The sequence below is a fragment of the Nonomuraea sp. NPDC005983 genome (genome assembly GCF_040614375.1).
In the GTDB taxonomy this organism is placed as follows: domain Bacteria; phylum Actinomycetota; class Actinomycetes; order Streptosporangiales; family Streptosporangiaceae; genus Nonomuraea.
On the sequence record NZ_JBEXUP010000070.1, the window covers coordinates 1 to 20,649 of the forward strand.

Consider the following 20,649-nt stretch of genomic DNA (forward strand, 5'->3'; position numbering starts at 1 on the left):
GCCCGGCCGAGCCGGGCGCGCAGGCCGGGCCAGCTACGTCGGCGACCGTGCCCGCGGCGTCGAGGACCCCGGCGCGGTCGGCGTCGCCCTGCTGTTCCGCGCGCTGGCGGAGGTTACGGAGCCCGGCTCGGGGTGACCTGCCCGGAGGGGCGGGGGACCTGGACAAGTGTCGGGCCGACTTGACTTTGTCAGCGCGATGCTCGGGCCCGTCCTTCTCGTGCGCCGTCCCCGCTCCCACCCGGACGCTGAGCTGGGATATCGGGTCCTTAGGAGTACGCTCCTTAGGGGTGTACTCCTAAGGAGTGGGGGCAAAGTGCAACGTCGTACCCGCCTCGGCAAGCCGCCGCACGTCTTCGACCGTCGCGCTGAATGGGACGGTCTTACGGCCTTCGTGAACCGGCCTCTGCCGCATGCCATGCTCGGGATCGTCAGCGGCAGGCGGCGTATGGGCAAGACCTATCTGCTGCGCGCCCTCGTCGAGACCCATGGAGGCTTCTACTTCGGGGCCACGGCGGCGACGGAGACGGAGTCGCTGCGCCAGTTCGGCGCGGCCATCGCCGTTCACGTCGGGTCCCCGGCTCCGTTCTCCTTCGCCACGTGGGACGACGCGATCTCCTATTTGTTCGGCCTTGCCGCGCCCCCTGGTGAAGAGCCGCTGCTCGTGGTCATCGACGAGTTTCCGTACCTGGCGAAGGCCGCTCCAGAACTGCCGTCCCTGATCCAGCGGGAGATCGACCGCTTCCAAGGTGCGGAGAGCCGGATGAGGCTGCTCTTATGTGGATCGGCGATGTCCGTCATGGGCGGTCTGCTCGCGAGCACCGCGCCCCTGCGGGGTCGGGCACAGCTGGAACTCGTCGTGCGGCCCTTCGGGTACCAGGCGGCCGCTGATTTCTGGGGAGTGATCGACAGTCCCGCTCTCGCGGCCCGGCTCCATGCCGTGGTCGGTGGCACGCCTGCGTACCGGCGGCAGTTCCTGGCGGACGACGTTCCCGGCAGCCCGGAGGAGTTCGACGACTGGATCTGTCGTACAGTCCTGTCCCCGAAGCGGTGTGCCGAGAGTACGTGCTGGGGCCGGGGCGATCCCTGCTCGGCTCGGCCTTGGGGCAGGTCGGCAGCGGCGTGGTGACCGACCAGGCGACGCGACGGCAGATTCAAGTCGACGTTGCCGTGGTCGAACCCGGATCGGGCGGGAGGAAGCCGGCGGTACACCTGCTCGGCGAGGCGAGACGGTCATGGGGCTGAGCCATCTGGAGCGGCTCACTCAGGCGCGGGACCTGCTCGCCCGACGCGGCATGGATGTCGGCCAGTGCGCGCTCGCCTGTTTCAGCGCCGCGGGCTTCAGCGACGCCCTGCGCAGCGAATCAGCTCGTGGCGACGGCGTACTGCTCGTCGGTCTCGAAGAACTGTATGGGGTAACGCCTGCCCGATCCCACGGGTAACCCCGTGGCCCTCGTCGCGGGGCCGTCCTGTCGGGACGTGCCCCGCCTGCGGCGTCAGGGGAGTCTGACCGATTGGGCGTGCCTCGGTGGGCCCCCACCGCGCCTCCGGGCCGCGCGCCGGGACGGCGGCTCCTGGGGGATCGTGGCTCCCGCCGCGAATCCCACCTTGCTCGCCGGCACGTCCCGCCTCAGCGTGAACTCTTTCGTGGAGGAGCGGTAAGTACAGGCGATCGTGTTCGCGCCGGGACCCGGCTCGCGGGCAGTCATCGCATTGGAGGAGCAGACCGCATGGCAGAACCGGCGGCGACGATCGAGGTCGCCGACAGCTTCGTGATCCAGCGGTCGTGGCAGGACCCTGAGACGTTCGCCGTGCTGTTCGACCGCCACGGTCCCGTGCTGCACCGGTACGCCGCCCGCAGACTCGGCCCGGAAGCCGCCGACGACGTGGTGTCGGAGACCTTCCTCGCGGCGTTCGAGCACCGCCACCGCTACCGGCCGGACGAGGCCGACGCCCGTCCCTGGCTGTACGGGATCGCCTCCAACGTGATCGGCAAGCGGCGGCGCAGTGAGCTCGCCCGTTACCGGGCGTACGTGCGCGGCGGCGTGGAGCTCGCCGAGATCACCGGCGGCCCGGTGGAGGACGGGGTGGGCACGCTCGCCGTGAACAAGCCGCTGGTGGCCGCGCTGGCCGGGTTACGGGCCGGCGACCGCGACGTCCTGCTGCTGGTCGCCTGGGTCGGGCTGACGTACGAGGAAGTGGCCGGCGCGCTGGGCATCCCCATCGGGACGGTCCGCTCGCGGCTCAACCGGGCGCGCAAGAAGGCTCGCCAGGCGCTGGGAGAAACTGACCATGGATGAGATGAAGGAGCTCGGGCGCCTGTGGGCCGACACGCCGGAGGCCACCGAGCAGGACCTGTCCGCCGTTCGCGCCACCCTGATGTGGAGGCTGGCCTCCTCGCCAGCGCGACGCCGCCGCTGGCCACGGTCGGCTCTCGGCGGCGTGGCGTCGCCTGCGCGACCCCGCCGCCACGGCCTGCGGTTGGTCCTCGTCGGTGCGATGGCGGCCGTGCTCGCGGGTGTGATCGTCGCCGTGCAGGTGGGCCTGGGCGGCTCGGCCGACCCCGGGGGCGTCGGTGTGCTCGCCGCGCCTCCGGCCAACGCGCAGGCGCTGCTCAGGCTGGCGGCCAAGGCGGCCGCGGACCAGCGGGATTTGGTGCCGGGCCCCGGCCAGTACGTGCACACGAAGTCGCTCGCCCAGCGGGCGCTGCACGTACGCCAGAAGTCGGGCGGCTCCACGGAGACGCGGGTGATGGTGACCGAGGAACGCTGGGAGCCCCTGGACGCGGGCAAGCAGCCCTGGCTGTCCCGTGAGCAGGCCATATCGGCCACCGGTCGGGCGCCCAAGTGGCTCTGGGATCACGGCGTCGAGGACAGCCTGTATGAGACGTCCTGCCCCGCCAAGCCCAACGACGAGCTCGCCTACGCGCGGCTCGGCGCGTGGCCGACAGACCTGGCACGCGTCCGCGAGAAGGTCATGGCGGAGGCCGGCAAGGACCCGTTCGGCGTCTGGTCGACCCTCCAGCAACTGATCAGGGAGTCCGTGGTGCGGCCCAGCCTGGGCGCCGCCCTCTACCAGGTGGCGGCCGAGCTGGACGGGATGACGCTCATCCCCGACACGGTCGACGTGGCGGGCAGGAAGGGCATGGCCGTCTCGATGGACGCGGGCGACGGCATCCGCTCCGAGATGGTCTTCGACCGGCAGACCTACCGTTACCTGGGCGAGCGCTTCGTGAACACCAGGGACAGGAAGGGCACATCCCCGGGCGGCAGCTACGTCTCGCCGAAGGGGAGCGCCACGGGGACGGCCGTGCTGGGCGTCGACCTGGCTCCGGGGCTGCCCGAGCTGTCACCCAAGGTCTCCCGGATGCAGATCCCCTGCTGAGACTTCACTCCGATCCGGCCTCTTCGGCCGGGACCTCTGTTTCGCACACCCTCAACCGGAGAAAACTGTCATGTTCATTGCCAAAACCGTCGCGACGGCCCTGCTCGTCACCGCGTTCGGCGGCCTCGCCTCACCGGGCACCGACGGCGCGTACGCCAACAAGGGCAAGATGGAGTCGATCCGCGCCACCTGCATGAAGGAGCAGGGCTTCCGCTACCTCCCCGAGCCGGTCATCAAGCACAAGTGGACCAAGGAGGAGCGGGCCCGGCTCGCCGGCGACTACGAGGCGCTGCGCGCCTACCGGGCCAAGTACGGCTTCGGGGTCTGGTCCAAGCTCGTCTTCCCGGACGACAAGGTGGTCAACCCCGACTCGGGGGAGAGCAGGAACAACAAGACCATGATGTCGCTCAGCCCGAGCGAGCTCAAGAAGTACCGGGCCGCGGACAACACCTGCTTCTCGAAGGCCGTCAAGGAAGTACTGGGCAAGTCCGTATCGTCCTTTGCCGGCTACCTGGACAAGCTGGACGCGGCGTTGGAGCACGAGGTGGGCGCGCTCGACTCCGACAAGAAGCTGGCGCAGCTCGGCAAGGAGTTCGCCGGCTGCCTGAAGATCGCCGAGACCAGGCCGAGCGTGCTGGCCGAGCGCGGCCGGACCGCCTTCCGCAAGGAGGCCACCGAGGTCGCCAGGACGAAGCAGCCCGACCCGATTCCCAAGCACCTCCAGGGCGAGAACTTCTTCATGAAGCCCATGCTGAGCCCTGAGGAGGCCAAGCCGTACCTGGACAAGGAGGTGGACGCGGCGCTGGCCGACCTGGAGTGCGGCAAGGCGTTCTACCAGGGGTACTCGCCCAGGGCCCGGGCGGCCGGCGAGCGGGTCTACCAGGAGTTCGCGCTGGACTTCGCGCTCTGAGCCGGCTCACCGAGGACAACCGGGAGGCGACGAGCCCAGGCACCGCCTCCACGGGAAACGGCTGAACCACCGACAGGCCGCGGGACGGGGGCCCGCGGGCTTTCGGCTGCCCTCGCAGCCATACCGGGCGCCTGCGGGCTTTCGGTTGCTGCTCAGTCGCGGCGGTCTGCCCGCAGTCTCGCGGCCAGGGCGGCGGCCTGGGTGCGGCGCTGCATGCTCAGCTTGGACAGCAGGTTCGACACGTAGTTCTTGACCGTCTTCTCCGCCAGGAACAGCCGCTCGCCGATCTGCCGGTTGGTCAGCCCCTCGCCGATCAGCTCCAGGATGTGCCGCTCCTGGTCCGACAGGGCCGCCAGCGGGTCCTGCCGGGCCGCCTGGTCGCGCAGCCGCTGCAACATCGCGGCGGTGGTCTGCGGATCGAGCAGCGACTGCCCCGAGGCCACTGTGCGGACGGCTCCGACGAGGTCCGAGCCGTGTATCTGCTTGAGCACGTAGCCCGCGGCACCGGCCATCACCGCGTCGAACAGCGCGTCGTCGTCGGCGTACGAGGTCAGCATCAGGCAGGCCAGCTCCGGCAGCCGGGAGCGGGCCTCGCGGCACACGTCCACGCCGTTGCCGTCGGGCAGCCGCACGTCCAGCACCGCCACATCGGGTCGGAGCGCCGGGATGCGGGCGACCGCCGACTCCGCGGTTCCGGCCTCGCCGACCACCTCGATGTCGTCCTCGGACTCCAGCAACGCTGCCACCCCCCGCCGCACCACCTCATGGTCGTCGACGAGGAACACACGAATCATGCTTTCGACGTTACCTACCCCGCCGCGGCACCCGGAAGGGACCAAAGACCCGAGTCGCAGGATCAGGCACCGGCCCCGCCACCGTGCCCTGGGCGGGTGTCGAGGTCGGATGTGGGGGAACAGTGCCGTTGGCGCGTCTCTCGGTAGCACGCGGACAGGCCGATCTTCTGGCGGGCGGGCTCCGAGGCTGCCTGCAGAAGCCGGCGGTCACGACGAACCGGGAGAGCTTCGCATGGGTACCAGTCGCACGTTCTCGATCGCCGCCGCCGCGGGCTGCCTCACGCTGCTCGCCGCGTGCGGGGGCAACGGCGCCACCATGGCCAGCGCCGATCGGCCCACTGCCATCTTCAACGCGGCGGACGTCACGTTCGCGCAGATGATGGTCCCGCACCATGAGCAGGCCGTCGAGATGGGAGACCTCGCGTCCACCCGGGCGAGCAGCCCCGACGTCAAGACCATCGCCGACAAGATCAACGCTGCCCAGGAAGCGGAGATCCAGACCATGAAGGACTGGCTGTCGCAGTGGGGCAAGTCCGCCCCGGCCGACTCCATGGGGCATGACATGCCCGGCGGCATGTCCCGTCAGGACATGGACAGGCTCCAGGCCGCCAACGGCAAGGCGTTCGACAAGCGCTACGTCCAGCTCATGATCGTCCACCACGAAGGCGCGATCAAGATGGCCAGGACCGAGCAGGCCGACGGCGCGAACCCCGCCGCCAAGAAGCTCGCCCGGAAGATCGCGAGCAGCCAGCAGGCCGAGGTGGCCGAGCTGCAGAAGATCCTCGCCCACCTCTGAGGCGCGGGACCCTCCGGGGGATCTCCGCGCTGGTCAGTCGCCGGGTCGGCTGATCAGGCGGAGATCCGGGGACCAGGACGCCGCGTGGCGGCACTGGGACGCGTTCGGCGCAGGTCCTCCGGTCAGTTCGTGAAGCGGGTGAGGAGTTCTTCGGCGGCGCCGAAGGCGGCGACCACGTCGGCGGCGGTGCGTCGCTCCCGAATCATGCCGACGCCCTGGCCCGCGTAGACGTAGGCGGTGTCGTAGTCGGCGTCGCGGCGGGCGGCGTCGAGGGCGGCGCGGGCGTCGTCGTCGGAGGCCAGCTCCGCCTCATGGCCCACCCATCGGTCGAAGAAGGCGTTGCGGATGGCCCGCCCGCCGTACTCCGGCGGCCAGCCCAGCCGCTGGGCGACGTCGAAGACCCGGCCGTAGGACGTGTCGGTCTCCCCGGCCTGAAGGACCCGCTCCGTGGCCTCTTGCGGAATCGTCGTCTCGGTGCAGCCCAGGAACGCCGTCCCGACCCATGCTCCGGCCGCGCCGGCGGCGAGGACCGCGGCCAGGCCGCGGGCCGTCGAGATGCCGCCTGCGGCGAGAACCGGGATCCGCACCGCGTCCAGGACGCTCTCCAGCAGCGGCAGGGTGCCCACGTCGTTGCGCCCGTGGCCGCCGGCCTCGGCTCCGCGCGCCACGACGACGTCCACGCCCGCCTGCTCGGCCGCGCGGGCCTCATCCGTGGTGCCCGCCTGGGTGACGACGGTGATGCCGGCCTGCCGCAACTCGTCCACGTAGCCCGCGTAGGGCCCGAAGCTCACCGCTGCCAGCGGCGGCCGGGCGGCGAGGACGGCGTCCAGCTGGGCCGGGTTGCCGGGGAGCGCCCAGGCCATGAGCCCGATCCCGTACGGCCGCCCACCCTCGCCCGCGACGGCCGCCTGCTCGGCGACCCACGGCGTCGGCGCCGCGGGGGGTACGCCGAGCACACCCAGGGCTCCCGCCGCGGAGACGGCCGCCGCCAGGCGTCCCGCCCCCACTCCCACCATCGGGGCTCCTACCAGGGGAACCGCGAGACCGAAGCGGTCGGTGAGCCACGTGCGCATCAGGATCTCCTCGTCCCTCTGTCCAACGCCTCAGGCTTTCACAGTGCCATGCCCGGCTCGGCGACCCCGGGCCGGGTCGCGGGGCCGCCTACCGGCAGCGCCTGGAACCGGCGGGAGGTCAGTGTCTTCGCGCCCTCCTGGACGGGTCGAGCGGGAGCTGTGCCGTCACGGTGAAACCGCCGTCGTGAGGGGCGGCCCGCAGCGTGCCACCGAGCAGCCGCACCCGCTCACGCAACCCGGCGATCCCGCTCCCGTTCCCCACCGACACCTGCGCGGGCGTCGGCGCCGGTGTCGGCGGCGCTGGCGCGCCGGTCACGGCCGCGTCGCAGGGGCGTCCGAGAGGGGAGTCGGTGGCCGTGCGGTGGGGGTGTTCGGTGGGGGAGTCGGTCACCGTGATCGTGAGCGTGTCGTCGGTCTGCTCGAGGTGGACGAGGACGTCCGCGCCGGGTGCGTACCGGGCGGCGTTGGTCAGCGACTCCTGCACCACCCGGTGGGCGGCCCTGTCCACCAGCGGCGGCAGCGCCGCCCGCTCGCCCGCATGACGGAGGTCGATCGTCATCCCGGCGGCGCGGGCCCGGTCCACCAGCGCCTGGACGGACTCCTCCGGAGGCCGCGTCGGGGCGGGCCCGTTCTCGCGCAGCATCGTGATGGTGCGGCGGAGCCGGTCGGTCGCCTCGACCGCGCCCGCCCGCAGCTGGGCCGCCGCCTCCCGGTTCGGCCCTGTCAGGTCGGCGGCCAGCTCCAGCGCTCCCGAGCGCAGCGCGATCAGTGCCAGGTCGTGGCCGAGCAGGTCGTGCATGTCGGACGCGATCCTGGCGCGTTCGCGGAGCGTGGCGCGTTCGGCGAGGTACTCCTGCTCCCGTTCGAGCTGGGCGACCCGTTCCCGCCCGGCCTCCAGCAGCTCGGCCTGCTGCCGCCGGAATCGTCCGGCCAGCCACGGCAGCGTGACGAACAGCCCGACGGCGATCAGCGCGCCGGCCCCGTCCCAGAAGTCCAGCACGGTGTGGACGGCTCCTGGGACCGCGGCGACGCTCAGGAGCAGCCAGCCGCGCCGCACGATCAGGTGGCGTCCGTGCAGGTAGGCGGCGACGGCCAGGGCGAGGAAGGCGAACTGCCGCCACATCGGGATGCCGTCGAGGGATAGCCCGTTGAGCAGGGCGAGCCCCGCGATGACCAGCAGGGTCGCGCCGTTCTTCACCGGGTTGACACTACCGGCAGCAGCCGCGTCGCGGCGGTGACGGCTCCCGCCACGGCCGCGACCACGAGGGTGATCGTCATCGGCGCGGCGAAGTAGGTGAGCTGCGCCCAGGTGACCGTCCGGCCGTTCATGAGGAAGGAGATCAGCTGCGGGTAGCAGGCGAGCAGCAGGACCGGGAGCAGCGACGGGACCAGGCGCAGCCCGATCCGCCAGCCGGGACGTCCGGCCCTCCTGCGCGCCCACCGGCGCGACCGCAGCGCGCCGAGCGCGCCCAGAGCCGCCGCGGCCACCGCGATCAGGCCCAGCACCAGCTCGAACAGCTGCCGGTCGCCGCCCGGCACGTCGGGTGTCCTGCCCTGGCTCATGGCGACCAGGCCGGTGAGCACGTCGTAGGTGTCGTCGTGCAGGGCGGTGCCGTTGGCCATGACCGCGAAGCCGTACCCGGTGTCGGGGGAGAGCGCCTCCACGGCGTTGTAGGTGAACAGGTTGCCGCTGTGCACCAGCAGCTTGGCGCCGCCGATGGTGTCCGAGCCCCAGCCCATGCCGTAGTCGCGCACCTGCGACGGGGTGTGCATGGTCTGGAGGCTCTTCGCGGTCACGAGCTGCCTGCCGCTGCCGGTCTGGCTGATCAGCCAGCTGCCCATGTCGGCGGCGTCGGTGACGACGCCTCCGCTGCCGCCGCCGTTGAGGAAGCCGGGCAGCTCGGGACGCGGCACCCAGGCGCCGTAGATCGAGTTGAACCCGGCGGCGGGCTTCACGTCCTGGTCGCTGACGGCGCTGTGCGTCATGCCGAGCGGTCCGAAGACGCGCTGCTTCAGGTAGTCGCCGAAGCTGAGACCGCCGGCCACCTCGACCAACCGGGCGGCCAGGTCGTAGTTGACGTTGCAGTACGCCCAGCGCGTGCCGGGATCGGCGGCCAGCCGGCCGGTGCGCAGCGTGGACACGTACCCGGCGAGCGAGGTGGCCGCCTCGGTGGCGCCGATGTCGACGGTGCTGTCGGACAGGCCGGACGTCTGGTTCAGCAGCTGCCGGACCGTGATCTGTGCCGCGCGCGGATCGGCCATCCGGAACTCCGGCAGCTGCCGGGCGACCGGTTCGTCCAGCGCGATCTTCCCCGCGTCCACCAGCGTCATGACGGCCATGGCGGTGAACGACTTGCTGAGCGACGCGACGCGCATCGGGGTGTTCGCGGTGACCGGTTCGCCGTCGGAGTCGTGCCCGTACCCGGCCGCGTGCACGACCTTGTCCTTGTGGGTCACGACGATCGACATCCCCGGCAGGCCGGTGGACTCCATGGCCTCGGCGAGGTAGGCGTCGATGGCGGCCGGGGTCAGCCCGGTGCCCGCCCGAACGGCTTGCGCGGCAGGAGCCACAGCGACGGACGCGACCAGGCCGATACCCGCCACCAGGCCGATGAGCTTGCGTTTCATGGACAAGAACCTAGAGATCGCGCAGCCCGGAAGGGATCTGTCGATCGGCCAGGACCACACCTGACGAAAGTCAGGTCTGTCTCGCGTTCCGAGGGCGGCTTTGGGTTGGGGCGGGCCCCACCCTGGCGGACGGGCGGAAGCCGCGAACTCGGAGAAAGCAGGCGGAGTGCATTAAGCAGGATGAAAGTGCGCCTTGTCAGGGTGTCAGAATCTGACGAACGGGTGATCGGGGGCGCAGTGCGTGGACGGGTGGGATCGTCGTTGTTCGTGCTGGGGACGCTCGTCCTGGGCCTGGCCGCCGCTCCGCCCGCCATGGCCGGCGCCAGGCTCGCCACTACGGACGAGCCGCGCTACACGTTGCCGAAAACCGTCATAGCGGCCACGGTGCGCGGCGACGGCACGGTCAGCGTCGTCGAGGACCACACGTTCCAGTTCACGGACGAGGTGCACGGCGCGTACGTCGACGTTCCGATGGCCGAGGGAACGCGGATCTCCGACGTCACCGTTGCCGAGGGCGCCACCCGCTACCAGCGCGGTGGCGAGCCCGAACTCGGCGCCGAGGGGCCGGACGGCAGCTACGCCGAGGTCGCGTGCACCGACGAGGGGCCGCATCGTGTCGTCTGGCACTTCACCGCCGCCCCTCGCACCTCGCGCACCTTCCGCGTGGCCTACACGCTGAAGGGCGCGGTCACCGCCTACGACCGGCACGCCTTCCTGCATCTCCCCGTCCGGGGGCGGAACTGGCTGCGTGACCTGGACCGGCTCCAGGTCACCGTCCGCCTGGCCGGGGACGCGGGCGGCGTGCACGAGGCTTTCGGGCAGCCGGCCGGTCGGCTCAAGGCGTCCTTCACCGGGCCGGAGGCCACCGCCACGGCCGTCAACGTCCCTCCTGGCCATGCCGTCGCCCTCGACCTGGTCTTCCCGCGGGCCCGTCTCGACCTTCCCGGGAAGCCCGGCTCCGGCCAGTCCGCCGTCGTACGCAAGGACGGCACGGACGGTTCCGCGGACCTCGCCACCCTCCGCGCGGGCGGCAGTCTCAGGGCCCCCGCGCAGGACAACGGCTGCGACCCGGCCACAGCCTCCGCTGAGACGGACAACCCGCTGCTCAACTTCGCGATCATCGGGATCATGGGCGTACTGGTCCTCGGCGTCATCGTCATCGTCCACCGCCGCGAGAGGCGCACCCCCCCACGCCGTCGCCGTAACGCGGCAGGCTCCGACCACGGCCACAGCTCGTCGGATGCCGGCGGCGGTAGCGCGAGCAGCGACGGCAGCGGCGGCGGAGGAGGCGCCTGGTAGCGGAGCCGGCGGCAGGTGGCCCGATCGACCGCGCCGAGTGGGGGGCTCCCTCCGCTTGGCGGTCGCCCCATGCGCGGGTGAGGAGCGACCGCCGAGAGGTTCTCGTCAGGGAGTCACGACGGCGAGCTGCGAGACGTTGTCCTCGGTGACCCAGAGGTTGTCGTCGGGGCCGGTGGTGATGTCGAACGGTCCGGCGACGAGGGTCGGCAGCGCGTACTCGTTGATGATCCCGGACGTGGTGGAGTAGGCGACGTTGTTGGTCTGCTGTTCGAGGAACCACAGGTTGTCGTCGGGCCCGACGGTGATGCCCCACGGGAAGCTGTTGGGGTCGGAGAGCGTGTACTCGGTGAAGTTGCCCGAGGTGTCGACGTTGCTGACCTTGCCGTTGGCGTCGGTGTACCACAGGTTGCCGTCAGGGCCCGTGGTGATGCCGATGGGCAGCGCGCCGGAGGACGGCACGGCGAACTCGGTGATCGAGCCGCCCGTGGTGATCTGCCCGATGCTTCCGGTGAGCGCTTCCGTGAACCACAGGTTGTCGTCAGGACCCGCGGTGATGCCCATCGGGTAGGCGCCGCTGGTGGGCAGGGCGTACTCGGTGATGGTTCCGGAGGTGGTGATGCGTCCGATCTGGTTGGCGTTCTGCTCGACGAACCACAGGGCGCCGTCCGACCCGGTGGTGATGCCCCAGGGGTAGGCGTCGCTGGTGGGCAGGGTGTACTCGGTGATGGTTCCGGAGGTGGTGATGCGTCCGATCTGGTTGCCGATCGCCTCGGTGAACCACAGCGCGCCGTCCGGCCCCGTTGTGATGTACGCCGGCTCGGAGCCGCTGGTGGGGAGGGAGTACTCGGTGAACAGGCCGCCTGTCGTGACCTTCCCGATCTTGTTGGCGTAGTTCTCGGTGAACCACAGGTTGTCGTCGGGACCGGTCGTGATCCCGACGGGGGTCGCGGGGTCAGTGGGTATCGACAGCTCGCTGATCGACGGTGACTGCAGGGCTTCGGCCGCGAGCCCGTTCGGCCGGGAGGAGCGTGGCGCGGGCGGGAAGTGGCACTTGATACGCCGGTGCTGTGGCATCTGCTTGAGCTTGAGGCAGATCTTCACCCAGGGGCGTGGAGGGGACGGCGGGTGGGGTGGCGAGGCGGACGCGGATACGGCCACGGGAGCGCTTGCCGCCATGGCCAGAGCCATGACCACGAGCGGGTACCCCAGGCGGCGAGTCGAGAGGCGCATGACATCCCTTCCAGCAGGCGAAAAAGGAACGCGTGCCGACCGCCGGGGCGCAACTCCGCGAATGGACGCCCGCGGCATCGGGCCGTCGTCGGCGCGAAATCGCCTACGACGCTGTTCGCCCCGCGCCCGGCTCCGGCGATCTCAATATCTCCCGCGGTCGCCGGCCGCCCTCGGCCATCTGCGTTCGTGGCTGGTCATGGAAACGCCAACTCATCGACGGGCCGCCTGGACATGCGTCGGGCTCCGAGTTTCACGGAAAGCCGGATTCGAGGCGGAGGGCCGAAAGCCGTCCTGTGCTGAAGATGTGCTGAAGAAAGGCGCACGCCTCAGGCGACCGAATGGATGATGCTGCCGGTGTAGATGCCCGCGGCGGCGGCGGCGGGGACGGCGACGACGATCGTCGGCTGCCAGCTCGTGGATTGGGTGACCGCCGCCGCCTTGCGTCCGGAGAACGCGGTCGCCGACGTCGACAGGGCGACCGCCTGGGCCGCGCTGCTCTGCCCGGGGGTGCGGGAGCCGCCACCCGATTGGGCGGTGGCAGGGCCGGACCAGTACGAGACATGGCTCTTCGTAATGGTGGCGATCCCGGAGGTGAAATCGGTGGCCGACACGGTGGCCGTCCAGGGCGGATTGCCTCCCCGTGAGTCGGTCACGGTCACCGTTCCCAGGGAGGCGGTGATCGAGGCCCCCTTGGCGCCGGTGCCGAGGCTGGCCGAGGCGGGCACGGTGATCGTCAGCGGGTCGACGCGCCAGGCGACGGTGGCGCTCGCCGCGATCCGGGAGGCCGAGGCGGTGGGAGTGCCGAGGGCGAGCACCAGGACGATCGACGCCGTCAGTGGCAAGGCTGCCCGCGCGACGGAGTTGCCCGTACAGCTCGTCCTCATTCCGTTTCCTCACATGCGGTTCGTGCGTCAGGGCGCGCGGAAAATCGAACGCATTCTAGATTGCAGATTGTCGGCTGCGTTCCGCCTCTCCCGCTCGCGGCCGGTAAATCCGTTGTAAAAGAAATGGTGGCGCCTTTGGGGGGGGTGCGCCAGGTCGAACGGTGGGCGCGGGCGTGCCGGGGTGGTCGGGCAAGCCGGATGGTTTGTCCGTGTTATGGGTAATTTCGGCGGGTGGGTCGCTGACCCGCTAGTTTCTGGCGCTCTCCATCTGATCGCCAAATGTTGCCAGATGCCCACTGAACCGGTTTCCGGATTCTTCGCGCTGAGGAGAATGTCATACGAGAACGGCCCAGACAGGGCGGTGAATTCGACGAAGGAGACCAGCAATGTCCAAGTGCCGTCTGGGCATTTCCCTGGTAGGAGTCGCCGGGTTGGCTGTCGCCATGGCGGTCGCCGTGCCGGCGCAGGCCGTCACCTGCCCCGCGTCAACCACCTGCTCCACCACGGTGACCTTCACCGTGACCGGCGAGGACGGACTGACGATCACCGTTCCGGCCGGCCCGGTCAACGTCGGGAACTCCGCGCCGGCCGGCCAGATCAGCGGCCAGCTCGGCACGATCACGGTCACCGACCAGCGTGCCGCGCTCACCGCCACCTGGACGGCGTCGGTGATCGCCGCGACGGGCGGCTTCACCACAGGGGGTGGCACCGCCGCCGAAACCATCCCAAATACTGACATCCTGTACTGGTCCGGCTCGGCGACCGCCAGCACCGGCGGCGGAACCCTCGTCCCTGGCCAGGCCAACGCGGCCGCCGCGCAGTCGCTTGACGTCTCGCGCACCGCCTTCAGCAAGACGACCGGCTCCGGTGACAACTCCGTCGCCTGGAACCCGACCATCGTGGTCAACGTCCCGGCCCAAGCGGTGGCGGGTACCTACACCGGCACGGTGAACCACTCCGTCGCCTGACGCGCATGGCCATCTCACCGTTCACCCGGCTCGTCTCCGCGGTGCTGCTCGCGCTCCTCGCGCAAGCGATGGTCGGCGCTCCAGCGGCCGTCGCGGACCCGGGCCGGGGCGAGGCGCGTCCCGCAGGGAGGAACAGCATCGGCATCAGGTTGCTGGAGATTCCCGCCAACCGGACGGACGACCCGCGCTCGCACGTCTTCATCGTCGACCACGTCAACCCCGGCACCACCTTCAGTCGGCGCTTCGAGGTCCACAACGCCTCGAACAAGCCCCAGCACCTGCAGCTGTACGCGGCCGGAGCCGACATCAGCCACGGCCACTTCACCTTCGCGCCGGAACGGACCGGGAACGAGCTGAGCTCGTGGATCAGGCTCAACCGTCCCAGCATCGTCCTGCCCCCGCACGAGAGGGCGTCGGTGCGGGCCGTCGTCGCCGTGCCGACCTGGGCTTCCAGGGGTGAGCGGTACGCCGTCATCTGGGCGGAGGTCTCGGCCGCAGGGGCGGGGAGGCAAGAGGGCATCACCCTCGTCAACCGTGTCGGGATCCGTACCTATCTCGACGTCGGCCCCGGCGGGGAGCCGCCCACGGACTTCCGGATCGGCGAGATCGTGCCCCAGCGGACCGAGGACGGGCAGCCGAGGATCCAGGCCACCGTCGCCAACACCGGCGAACGCGCCGTCGACCTCGAAGGCCGGCTGTCGCTGTCAGACGGGCCGAGCTCGCTGAGCGCCGGCCCCTTCCCGGTCGACCGCGGCACCACCCTGGCGCCCGGCGACCAGGGAACCGTCACCGTCCTGCTGGGGGAGGAGCTCCCCGACGGGCCGTGGAAGTTCAGCCTCACCCTCAAGAGCGGCCGGGTCGACCGCACACAGACCGGAACGCTGACCTTCCCGGAGAAGTCGGGAACGTTCGGGCTGGTGGCGTCGGTCGACTCCCCGATCGCGCTGGTCGCCGTGCTCGTCGCGCTGGTGACCCTGATCGCCGGAGCGGTGCTCCTCATCGGCTTCCGCCGGTTCCGCGCGCGCCGGAAGGACGTCCGGGATCCGGCCTGACGCCCAGGCGGCGCCGCCCTTCCCGGGGCCGCGCCGCCTCGCGCGTCAGTCCCTGGCCTTCCCGTACTCGCCGGCTCCGCCGGCGAAGTCGTAGACGATGACCTGCTCGTCGCCCACCACCCAGGCGTCGTGCCCCGGCGGGCAGACGAAGACCTCGCCGGGGCCCACCTCGGCCTCGGTGCCGTCGTTCATCCGCAGGCGCATCCGTCCCTTGACGACGAAGCCGTTGTGGTGGACCTCGCAGGACTCGGTGCCCACGATGGGTTTGATCGACGCCGACCAGCGCCATCCCGGCTCGAACGTGGCGACGCCGAAGGTCAGCCCGCTCAGGTGACACACCTCCAGGTGCCCCATCATGAAGTCACGGCGCTCGTCCGGCTTGTCGATGCTCTTGACCTCGATCATGACAAGTCCCCCCTCCCGTCAGCCTCAGTCTTCCACCGGGCAGGGAGGCCAACAAGGGAGAATGTCCAGGTCAGGAGCCGTCAGGCCGCCTCTGGGCGTTGACGGACGCGGCCGCCTCGGCGGCGGGCGGGTCGGGGAGGTCGTCGAGGAAGCCGGCGCTGGGCACGAAGAACAGGCTGCCGGTCACGGGGGTGGAGAAGTCGAGGATCCGGTCGTGGTTTCCGGGCGGGTCATGGCCCGTGGGAAGGTCAGCCGGTCGCGTCCGGCGCGCTCTTCCTGGCGGCCAGCAGGGCGAGGACGCCGATGACCGGCAGGGCCCAGCTGCCCGTGACCGGGAAGTAGAGGACGCACAGCGGCACGCCCAGCGCCAGCAGGTACCAGCCGATCTGGGCAGGGAGGCGGCCGGTCGTCCTGACCACGTGCCGTGACAACGTGCCGAGCGCCAGCAGCGCGACGCCGCACGCCATGAACCAGACGCTGCCCTCGCGCGGCCAGTAGTCGGCGGCGCTCTCGTCGGCGACCGCGCTGAGGAAGCCGTCGCTGGCGATCCGCGCCCACGCGTTGGTCTGCGCGAACGCCCAGACGAAGTGCAGCACTGAGGTGAGGATGATCAGGCGGGGGACCCATCGGGCCAGTGGGTTCACAGCTCCTCCTTCGGCAGCAGGCGCATGGCCAGCTCGTAGACGTCGCGCAGATCGGCGGTCGGCAGCGGCGGGACGACCTGCTGCGCGCCGACCAGCACCAGGTAGAGCAGCCGGGCCAGCGCGTCGGCCTCGTCGGCTCCGGCCTCGCGGGCGAGCGTGCGCAGGTACGCGGTGCGCAGCCGGTCGATGCGCTCCTGGACGGCGCGTACCCCGTCGTCCTGTAGCGCCCAGGCCCGGATGGCGATCTCCAGGCCGGCGTCCTCGTCGGCCAGGACCAGGTCGAGCAGGCGGGCCAGCTTGGACCCTGGCCCGCCCTGCCGCTCCACGCCGTCGATGTAACGGCTGGTGTACTGGGCCTCGAAGTGGTTCAGCAGGTCGGCCCGGTAGCCCGACATGCCGTTGAAGTGGTGGTAGAACGAGCCCTTGGTGAGGCCCAGGTCGCCGCTGAGCCGCTCGATCGTCAGCCCGGGCACGCCTGACTCGGTCAGGACCTTGAACCCGGCCTCCAGCCAGTCCAGTTTGCTCGCCATGCCCAGGACCGTACCATACGGCATGGTATGGCGACGTAGCCGGTGGTGCCGGCCCCCTTCGGCGGCGGTGGTGCAGGCCCCACCCCAAGAAGCCGGACGGCATGACTGATCTTGGGGGCCGGAGATCCAAGGATGGGGACATCACCCCGAACACAAGGAGATGTCCCGCAGATGCGTAAGTACCTCGCCGCCGCAGCCGCCGCCGTCGTCCTGCTCGGCGCCGCCTCCCCCGCCATGGCCGCCGCCGTTCCCGACCGGGGTGTCCAGGCGCAGGTGGACCGGCTGACCACGCAGGACGGCCTGGCCGGAGCCGTGCTCTCGGTACGTGACAGGAACGGCCATACCACGACGTGGACCTCGGGCACTGCCCAGCGCGGCACCGGCAGGCCGATGGTCGGCGCCGACGGCCGCTTCCGCGCCGCCAGCGTCACCAAGTCCGTCATCGGGGTGACGGTGATGCGGCTGGCCGCCGAGGGGAAGCTGGACCTCGACGAGCGGGTCGAGCACTACCTGCCCGGGGCGCTGCACGGCGCGGACGTCACCGTCCGGCAGCTCCTGCAGCACACCAGCGGCCTGCCCGAGTACTTCGACCTGGTCGACTGGAGCAAGCCCGCCGACCCCGCCGACCACCTGGCGCTGGCCCTGTCCCGCCCGCCCGTCGGCAAGCCGGGCGAGCGGTGGTCCTACTCCAACACCAACTACCTGGTCGCGGGCGTGCTCATCGAGAAGGTGACCGGCAAGGACTTCCGCGCGGTCACCGAGGACGGCGTGCTGAAGGGGCTGCGCGGGACGTACTGGCCGAAGAGCGGGGAGCTGGGCATCCGTGGCAAGCACGCCCACACCTACGGCGTCAACCCGGTCAACCCGAAGGCCGGAGAGATGGACCAGACCGAGCTGCCCGGCTACGCGTTCGGCGCGGGCGGCGGCCTGGTCTCCACCCCTGAGGACCTGAACCGCTTCTGGCAGTCCATCCCCGAGCGGACGCTGCGCACGATGCTCGCCGGCGCGGTCCCCGCCTCCGACCCCAAGGGAAGCCGCTACGGCCTCGGCGTCTACTCCTACCCGCTGAGCTGCGGTGCCGCCTGGATGCACGACGGCGGCCTCCCGGGCGTGCGCGTCCTCAGCGGCCGCGACCGCGCCGGCAGGGCCGCGACCGTGTACGTCACGGGCACCCCGAAGAACGACCAGCACCTCTTCGCCGCCCTCGACGCCGCCCTCTGCGCCCCGTCCAACATCTAGGCTCGCTGCCCAAAGGAGTCGCGTCCCGGGAGGCGATGTGGGGCAGTCCGGAGACGGGGGCGGGCCGCAGGTGCGGCGGCAGGGCAGGTGGCGCACCGGGATGCAGAGCCGTCAGCGCATCCTCGACGCGGCGCGGGCGCGCTTCACCGAGCTGGGCTACGACCGCACCACCGTGCGCGCCGTCGCCGCTGACGCGGGTGTCGAGCCCGCCATGGTGCACTACTTCTTCGGCAGCAAGCAGGAGCTGCTCGCCGCCACCATGCGCCTGCCCGCCGGCCCGAAGGAGGCGATCGGCGCGCTGGTCGAGGCCGGCCTCGACGACCTGGGAGCCGGGCTCGTCCGCCATTTCCTGCACCTGTGGGACAGCTCCGGCTTCGAGTCGTTCCTCACGCTGATCCGGTCAGGGCCGGTTCGCGATGACTCCACCACGGTGCTCCGCGACTTCCTCGCGCGGGAGGTGACCGGGCAGCTCGCAGGGGCGATCGGCGGCCCTGACGGGGAGCTGCGCGCCAGCCTGATCACCGGCCAGATCTTCGGCCTCGCCGCCGCCCGCTACCTGCTCGGGCTCGAACCTCTCGCCTCCGCCGACCACGAGACGGTCGTGGCCTGGCTGGGCCCGCTGATCCAGCAGCTCGTGACGGGGCCGGCGCCCGCTCGGTGACGAAACGCACTCTGACGGTGACTGTCGCGTGCGTTAGGGTTTGCTTGTGCGAGCAAAAATCAGCTCACATGAGCAACGAACGTTGACCGAGCAGGCCAGACGGGCCCAGATCGTCGAGGCCGCCGTCGAGGTGATCGCTGACGAGGGTCTGGCCAAGGCGTCGTTCGCCAGGATCGCCAGGAAGGCCGGGCTGAGCAGCACCGGGCTGATCACGTACCACTTCGCCAACCGGCAGGACCTCATCGACTCCCTCGTCGCGGAGGTCATGGCCGCGTTCGCCGGCCACGTCGCCGAGCGCGTTGACGCCGAGCAGACCCCCGCCGCCCGGCTGGACGCCTTCATCGGCGCCAACCTCGCCTTCATCGGCACCCACCGCAAGCACCTGGTCGCCGTGCTGGACATCACCACCGGCTCGCGTACCGCCGAGGGCCGGCCGTCCGCCCTGGCCAAGATCATGAGCGCTGACATCGACGCGCTGGAGGACCTGCTCGTCCAGGGCCAGCGGCTGGGAGAGTTCCGCGCGTTCCACCCGCGATCCGTCGCGATCGCCATCCGCTCCATGCGGGACGGGATCATCCGCGTGCTCAGCGTGGACCCCGACTTCGACCTCAGCAGCTACGAGCACGAACTGCGCGCGCTGGTACGCCTCGCCACAGCCGCCACACCTCACGTACCGGGAGAAACGCCGTGACCTACCGGCCGGACAAAGCCTCGCTCGACACGCGGCCGATCCCCCGCTGGTACCAGGACGCGAAGCTGGGCGTCTTCATCCACTGGGGCCTGTACTCGGTTCCCGCCTACGCCGACCCCGAGGCGGGCGACTTCGAGAGCTTCATGAACGACCTCACGGCCATGAAGGACACCAGGGGCGACATCCCGTACGCGGAGTGGTACCTCAACGCCCTGCGCGTGCCCGGCTCGTCCACCGCCCGGCACCACGCGCGGACGTACGGCGAGAGCTTCCCCTACACCGGCTTCCGCCGGCAGTTCGACGAGGCCGCGGCCGACGTCGACTTCGGCGACTGGGCGCGGTTCTTCGCCGGGGCCGGCGCCCAGTACGTCGTCATGGTCACCAGGCACCTGGACGGCTTCCCGCTCTGGCCCACCAGCGTGCCCAACCCCCACATGCCCGCCGACTACCGGGCCTCCCGCGACCTCGTCGGCGACCTCACCAAGGCCGTCAGGGCGGAGGGGCTGCGGATGGGGCTCTACTACGCGGGCGGCATCGACTGGACGTTCGTCGACAAGCCGGTCCGCACCATGCCCGACCTCATGGAGCAGCAGGCCCTCGGCCCGGAGTACGCGCGGTACGCCGCCGCGCAGTGGCGGGAGCTGATCGACCGGTACGAGCCGTCGATCCTCTGGAACGACATGGGCTGGCCCGCGGAGACCGACCAGCACGAGCTCTTCGCCCACTACTACGACACGGTCGCCGACGGCGTGGTCAACGACCGCTGGACCCAGCTCAGCATGCCGCGCAACCCGATCGGCCGCTTCCTCTACCTCCGCTTCATCGGCGCGACGCTCAGGGCGCTCGCCAAGAGCGGGAAGAAGCCGCCGGTCAAGCCCCCGGCGTTCCACTTCGACGTGGAGACGCACGAGTACAGCTGCCCCGAGGACGTGATCCCGCGCCCCTGGGAGCTGACGCGTGGCCTCGGCACGTCCTTCGGCTACAACGCCCAAGAGACCAGGGCCGACCTGCTCGGCGCCGCCGACCTCGTCCACCTGCTGGTGGACGTCGTGAGCAAGGGCGGCAACCTGCTCATCAACGTCGGCCCCGACGGCGAGGGGCGCATCCCCGAGATCCAGCAGGAGCCGCTGCGCGAGCTGGGCGGATGGCTGGAGACGAACGGGGAGGCGATCTTCGGGACGCGCCCGTGGGAGCGCACGCGGGCGGTCACCGCCGACGCCCACGAGGTCCGTTTCACCAGCAGGGACGAGCGCGTCTACGCCGTCGTGCTCGGCGACGTCGGGCCCGGCCCGGTCGTCGTCCGAGACCTGACGCTCCCGTCGGGCACCCGCGTCGGGCTCCTCGGCGGGCCCGGCGACCTGGTGTGGACGCAGCGAGGCGCCGACGTGGAGATCGCGCTGCCGGCGCAGCCCGCGCCCGCCCACGCCCACACCCTGACGATCATCCGCTAGGCCGAGCGACGGG

General features: G+C 71.0%; 23 protein-coding genes. 14 read left to right on the forward strand and 9 right to left on the reverse strand.

Annotated elements, in window-relative coordinates; translation table 11 throughout:
• The 6 genes from ABZ297_RS27345 to ABZ297_RS27370 form a co-directional block, all read left to right on the forward strand.
• On the forward strand, window positions 1-136 hold a 136-nt coding region (locus ABZ297_RS27345; RefSeq protein ID WP_355351509.1), incomplete at its 5' end, for a DAK2 domain-containing protein.
• Window positions 137-313: 177 nt separating this feature from the next.
• Window positions 314-1,126 (forward strand): ATP-binding protein, encoded by an 813-nt coding sequence (locus ABZ297_RS27350; protein WP_355351441.1) that lies wholly within the window; start codon window positions 314-316, stop codon window positions 1,124-1,126.
• Between the two features lie 106 nt (window positions 1,127-1,232).
• On the forward strand, window positions 1,233-1,439 hold the full coding sequence (locus ABZ297_RS27355; RefSeq protein ID WP_355351443.1) for a hypothetical protein: 207 nt from the start codon (window positions 1,233-1,235) through the stop codon (window positions 1,437-1,439).
• A 288-nt stretch (window positions 1,440-1,727) separates the two neighbouring features.
• Complete coding sequence (locus tag ABZ297_RS27360) at window positions 1,728-2,297, forward strand: RNA polymerase sigma factor (protein WP_355351445.1); 570 nt, start codon at window positions 1,728-1,730, stop codon at window positions 2,295-2,297.
• Window positions 2,290-3,381, forward strand: coding sequence for a CU044_5270 family protein (locus tag ABZ297_RS27365; protein ID WP_355351447.1), 1,092 nt, complete (start codon window positions 2,290-2,292; stop codon window positions 3,379-3,381). The genes ABZ297_RS27360 and ABZ297_RS27365 overlap by 8 nt, the downstream gene beginning before the upstream one ends.
• Window positions 3,382-3,451: 70 nt before the next feature.
• Entirely contained in the window at window positions 3,452-4,291 is an 840-nt protein-coding gene (locus ABZ297_RS27370) for a hypothetical protein (protein ID WP_355351449.1), read from the forward strand.
• Between the two features lie 152 nt (window positions 4,292-4,443).
• Here the strand turns inward: ABZ297_RS27370 and ABZ297_RS27375 are convergent, their stop codons facing one another.
• Window positions 4,444-5,085: a response regulator transcription factor gene (locus ABZ297_RS27375; RefSeq protein ID WP_350804733.1), complete on the reverse strand. Its 642-nt coding sequence runs from the start codon at window positions 5,083-5,085 to the stop codon at window positions 4,444-4,446.
• A gap of 232 nt (window positions 5,086-5,317) precedes the next feature.
• Here ABZ297_RS27375 and ABZ297_RS27380 point away from each other — a divergent pair, with 232 nt between their 5' ends.
• Window positions 5,318-5,881 (forward strand): DUF305 domain-containing protein, encoded by a 564-nt coding sequence (locus ABZ297_RS27380; protein WP_355351451.1) that lies wholly within the window; start codon window positions 5,318-5,320, stop codon window positions 5,879-5,881.
• A 122-nt stretch (window positions 5,882-6,003) separates the two neighbouring features.
• Here the strand turns inward: ABZ297_RS27380 and ABZ297_RS27385 are convergent, their stop codons facing one another.
• The 3 genes from ABZ297_RS27385 to ABZ297_RS27395 all read right to left on the reverse strand — a co-directional run bounded on the left by ABZ297_RS27385 (window position 6,004) and on the right by ABZ297_RS27395 (window position 9,582).
• Window positions 6,004-6,954, reverse strand: coding sequence for a nitronate monooxygenase (locus ABZ297_RS27385; protein ID WP_355351453.1), 951 nt, complete (start codon window positions 6,952-6,954; stop codon window positions 6,004-6,006).
• Window positions 6,955-7,072: 118 nt separating this feature from the next.
• Window positions 7,073-8,152: a histidine kinase gene (locus ABZ297_RS27390; protein ID WP_355351455.1), complete on the reverse strand. Its 1,080-nt coding sequence runs from the start codon at window positions 8,150-8,152 to the stop codon at window positions 7,073-7,075.
• Complete coding sequence (locus tag ABZ297_RS27395; protein WP_355351457.1) at window positions 8,149-9,582, reverse strand: serine hydrolase domain-containing protein; 1,434 nt, start codon at window positions 9,580-9,582, stop codon at window positions 8,149-8,151. The genes ABZ297_RS27390 and ABZ297_RS27395 overlap by 4 nt, the downstream gene beginning before the upstream one ends.
• Before the next feature lie 267 nt (window positions 9,583-9,849).
• On the opposite strand from ABZ297_RS27395, the gene ABZ297_RS27400 reads away from it, so the two are divergent.
• Entirely contained in the window at window positions 9,850-10,881 is a 1,032-nt protein-coding gene (locus ABZ297_RS27400) for a DUF2207 domain-containing protein (protein ID WP_355351459.1), read from the forward strand.
• A 105-nt stretch (window positions 10,882-10,986) separates the two neighbouring features.
• Here the strand turns inward: ABZ297_RS27400 and ABZ297_RS27405 are convergent, their stop codons facing one another.
• Together ABZ297_RS27405 and ABZ297_RS27410 are read right to left on the reverse strand one after the other, a co-directional pair.
• Complete coding sequence (locus ABZ297_RS27405; RefSeq protein WP_355351461.1) at window positions 10,987-12,111, reverse strand: virginiamycin B lyase; 1,125 nt, start codon at window positions 12,109-12,111, stop codon at window positions 10,987-10,989.
• Between the two features lie 326 nt (window positions 12,112-12,437).
• Window positions 12,438-12,995: a hypothetical protein gene (locus ABZ297_RS27410; protein WP_355351463.1), complete on the reverse strand. Its 558-nt coding sequence runs from the start codon at window positions 12,993-12,995 to the stop codon at window positions 12,438-12,440.
• Window positions 12,996-13,381: 386 nt separating this feature from the next.
• Between ABZ297_RS27410 and ABZ297_RS27415 the strand changes: the two genes are divergently transcribed.
• The gene (locus ABZ297_RS27415) at window positions 13,382-13,963 is read left to right on the forward strand and encodes a hypothetical protein (RefSeq protein WP_355351465.1); all 582 of its coding nucleotides are present in this window, start codon (window positions 13,382-13,384) and stop codon (window positions 13,961-13,963) included.
• Between the two features lie 5 nt (window positions 13,964-13,968).
• The gene (locus ABZ297_RS27420; RefSeq protein WP_355351467.1) at window positions 13,969-15,015 is read left to right on the forward strand and encodes a hypothetical protein; all 1,047 of its coding nucleotides are present in this window, start codon (window positions 13,969-13,971) and stop codon (window positions 15,013-15,015) included.
• Window positions 15,016-15,060: 45 nt separating this feature from the next.
• Here ABZ297_RS27420 and ABZ297_RS27425 read toward each other — a convergent pair whose 3' ends face one another.
• The 3 genes from ABZ297_RS27425 to ABZ297_RS27435 form a co-directional block, all read right to left on the reverse strand.
• Window positions 15,061-15,420 carry a cupin domain-containing protein gene (locus ABZ297_RS27425; protein ID WP_355351469.1) on the reverse strand — a complete coding sequence of 120 codons (360 nt, stop codon included), beginning with the start codon at window positions 15,418-15,420 and terminating at the stop codon, window positions 15,061-15,063.
• A 248-nt stretch (window positions 15,421-15,668) separates the two neighbouring features.
• Window positions 15,669-16,064: a DUF6463 family protein gene (locus tag ABZ297_RS27430; protein WP_355351471.1), complete on the reverse strand. Its 396-nt coding sequence runs from the start codon at window positions 16,062-16,064 to the stop codon at window positions 15,669-15,671.
• Window positions 16,061-16,594: a TetR/AcrR family transcriptional regulator gene (locus tag ABZ297_RS27435; protein WP_355351473.1), complete on the reverse strand. Its 534-nt coding sequence runs from the start codon at window positions 16,592-16,594 to the stop codon at window positions 16,061-16,063. Before ABZ297_RS27435 ends, ABZ297_RS27430 begins: the two co-directional genes overlap by 4 nt.
• Window positions 16,595-16,765: 171 nt before the next feature.
• Between ABZ297_RS27435 and ABZ297_RS27440 the strand changes: the two genes are divergently transcribed.
• The 4 genes from ABZ297_RS27440 to ABZ297_RS27455 all read left to right on the forward strand — a co-directional run bounded on the left by ABZ297_RS27440 (window position 16,766) and on the right by ABZ297_RS27455 (window position 20,636).
• Complete coding sequence (locus ABZ297_RS27440) at window positions 16,766-17,833, forward strand: serine hydrolase domain-containing protein (RefSeq protein ID WP_355351475.1); 1,068 nt, start codon at window positions 16,766-16,768, stop codon at window positions 17,831-17,833.
• A 37-nt stretch (window positions 17,834-17,870) separates the two neighbouring features.
• Complete coding sequence (locus ABZ297_RS27445) at window positions 17,871-18,494, forward strand: TetR family transcriptional regulator (RefSeq protein WP_355351477.1); 624 nt, start codon at window positions 17,871-17,873, stop codon at window positions 18,492-18,494.
• Window positions 18,495-18,576: 82 nt separating this feature from the next.
• Window positions 18,577-19,185, forward strand: a complete 609-nt coding sequence (locus ABZ297_RS27450; RefSeq protein WP_355351479.1) for a TetR/AcrR family transcriptional regulator — start codon at window positions 18,577-18,579, stop codon at window positions 19,183-19,185.
• Complete coding sequence (locus ABZ297_RS27455; RefSeq protein ID WP_355351481.1) at window positions 19,182-20,636, forward strand: alpha-L-fucosidase; 1,455 nt, start codon at window positions 19,182-19,184, stop codon at window positions 20,634-20,636. The genes ABZ297_RS27450 and ABZ297_RS27455 overlap by 4 nt, the downstream gene beginning before the upstream one ends.
• Window positions 20,637-20,649 lie beyond the last annotated feature (13 nt).

Bases quoted from the DNA above. Each gene is read 5' to 3' on its own strand.
- ABZ297_RS27355 (WP_355351443.1), top strand. From the start codon at position 1,233: ATGGGGCTGAGCCATCTGGAGCGGCTCACTCAGGCGCGGGACCTGCTC.
- ABZ297_RS27360 (WP_355351445.1), top strand. From the start codon at position 1,728: ATGGCAGAACCGGCGGCGACGATCGAGGTCGCCGACAGCTTCGTGATC.
- ABZ297_RS27365 (WP_355351447.1), top strand. From the start codon at position 2,290: ATGGATGAGATGAAGGAGCTCGGGCGCCTGTGGGCCGACACGCCGGAG.
- ABZ297_RS27370 (WP_355351449.1), top strand. From the start codon at position 3,452: ATGTTCATTGCCAAAACCGTCGCGACGGCCCTGCTCGTCACCGCGTTC.
- ABZ297_RS27375 (WP_350804733.1), bottom strand. From the start codon at position 5,085: ATGATTCGTGTGTTCCTCGTCGACGACCATGAGGTGGTGCGGCGGGGG.
- ABZ297_RS27380 (WP_355351451.1), top strand. From the start codon at position 5,318: ATGGGTACCAGTCGCACGTTCTCGATCGCCGCCGCCGCGGGCTGCCTC.
- ABZ297_RS27385 (WP_355351453.1), bottom strand. From the start codon at position 6,954: ATGCGCACGTGGCTCACCGACCGCTTCGGTCTCGCGGTTCCCCTGGTA.
- ABZ297_RS27395 (WP_355351457.1), bottom strand. From the start codon at position 9,582: ATGAAACGCAAGCTCATCGGCCTGGTGGCGGGTATCGGCCTGGTCGCG.
- ABZ297_RS27405 (WP_355351461.1), bottom strand. From the start codon at position 12,111: ATGCGCCTCTCGACTCGCCGCCTGGGGTACCCGCTCGTGGTCATGGCT.
- ABZ297_RS27410 (WP_355351463.1), bottom strand. From the start codon at position 12,995: ATGAGGACGAGCTGTACGGGCAACTCCGTCGCGCGGGCAGCCTTGCCA.
- ABZ297_RS27415 (WP_355351465.1), top strand. From the start codon at position 13,382: ATGTCCAAGTGCCGTCTGGGCATTTCCCTGGTAGGAGTCGCCGGGTTG.
- ABZ297_RS27420 (WP_355351467.1), top strand. From the start codon at position 13,969: ATGGCCATCTCACCGTTCACCCGGCTCGTCTCCGCGGTGCTGCTCGCG.
- ABZ297_RS27425 (WP_355351469.1), bottom strand. From the start codon at position 15,420: ATGATCGAGGTCAAGAGCATCGACAAGCCGGACGAGCGCCGTGACTTC.
- ABZ297_RS27435 (WP_355351473.1), bottom strand. From the start codon at position 16,594: ATGGCGAGCAAACTGGACTGGCTGGAGGCCGGGTTCAAGGTCCTGACC.
- ABZ297_RS27440 (WP_355351475.1), top strand. From the start codon at position 16,766: ATGCGTAAGTACCTCGCCGCCGCAGCCGCCGCCGTCGTCCTGCTCGGC.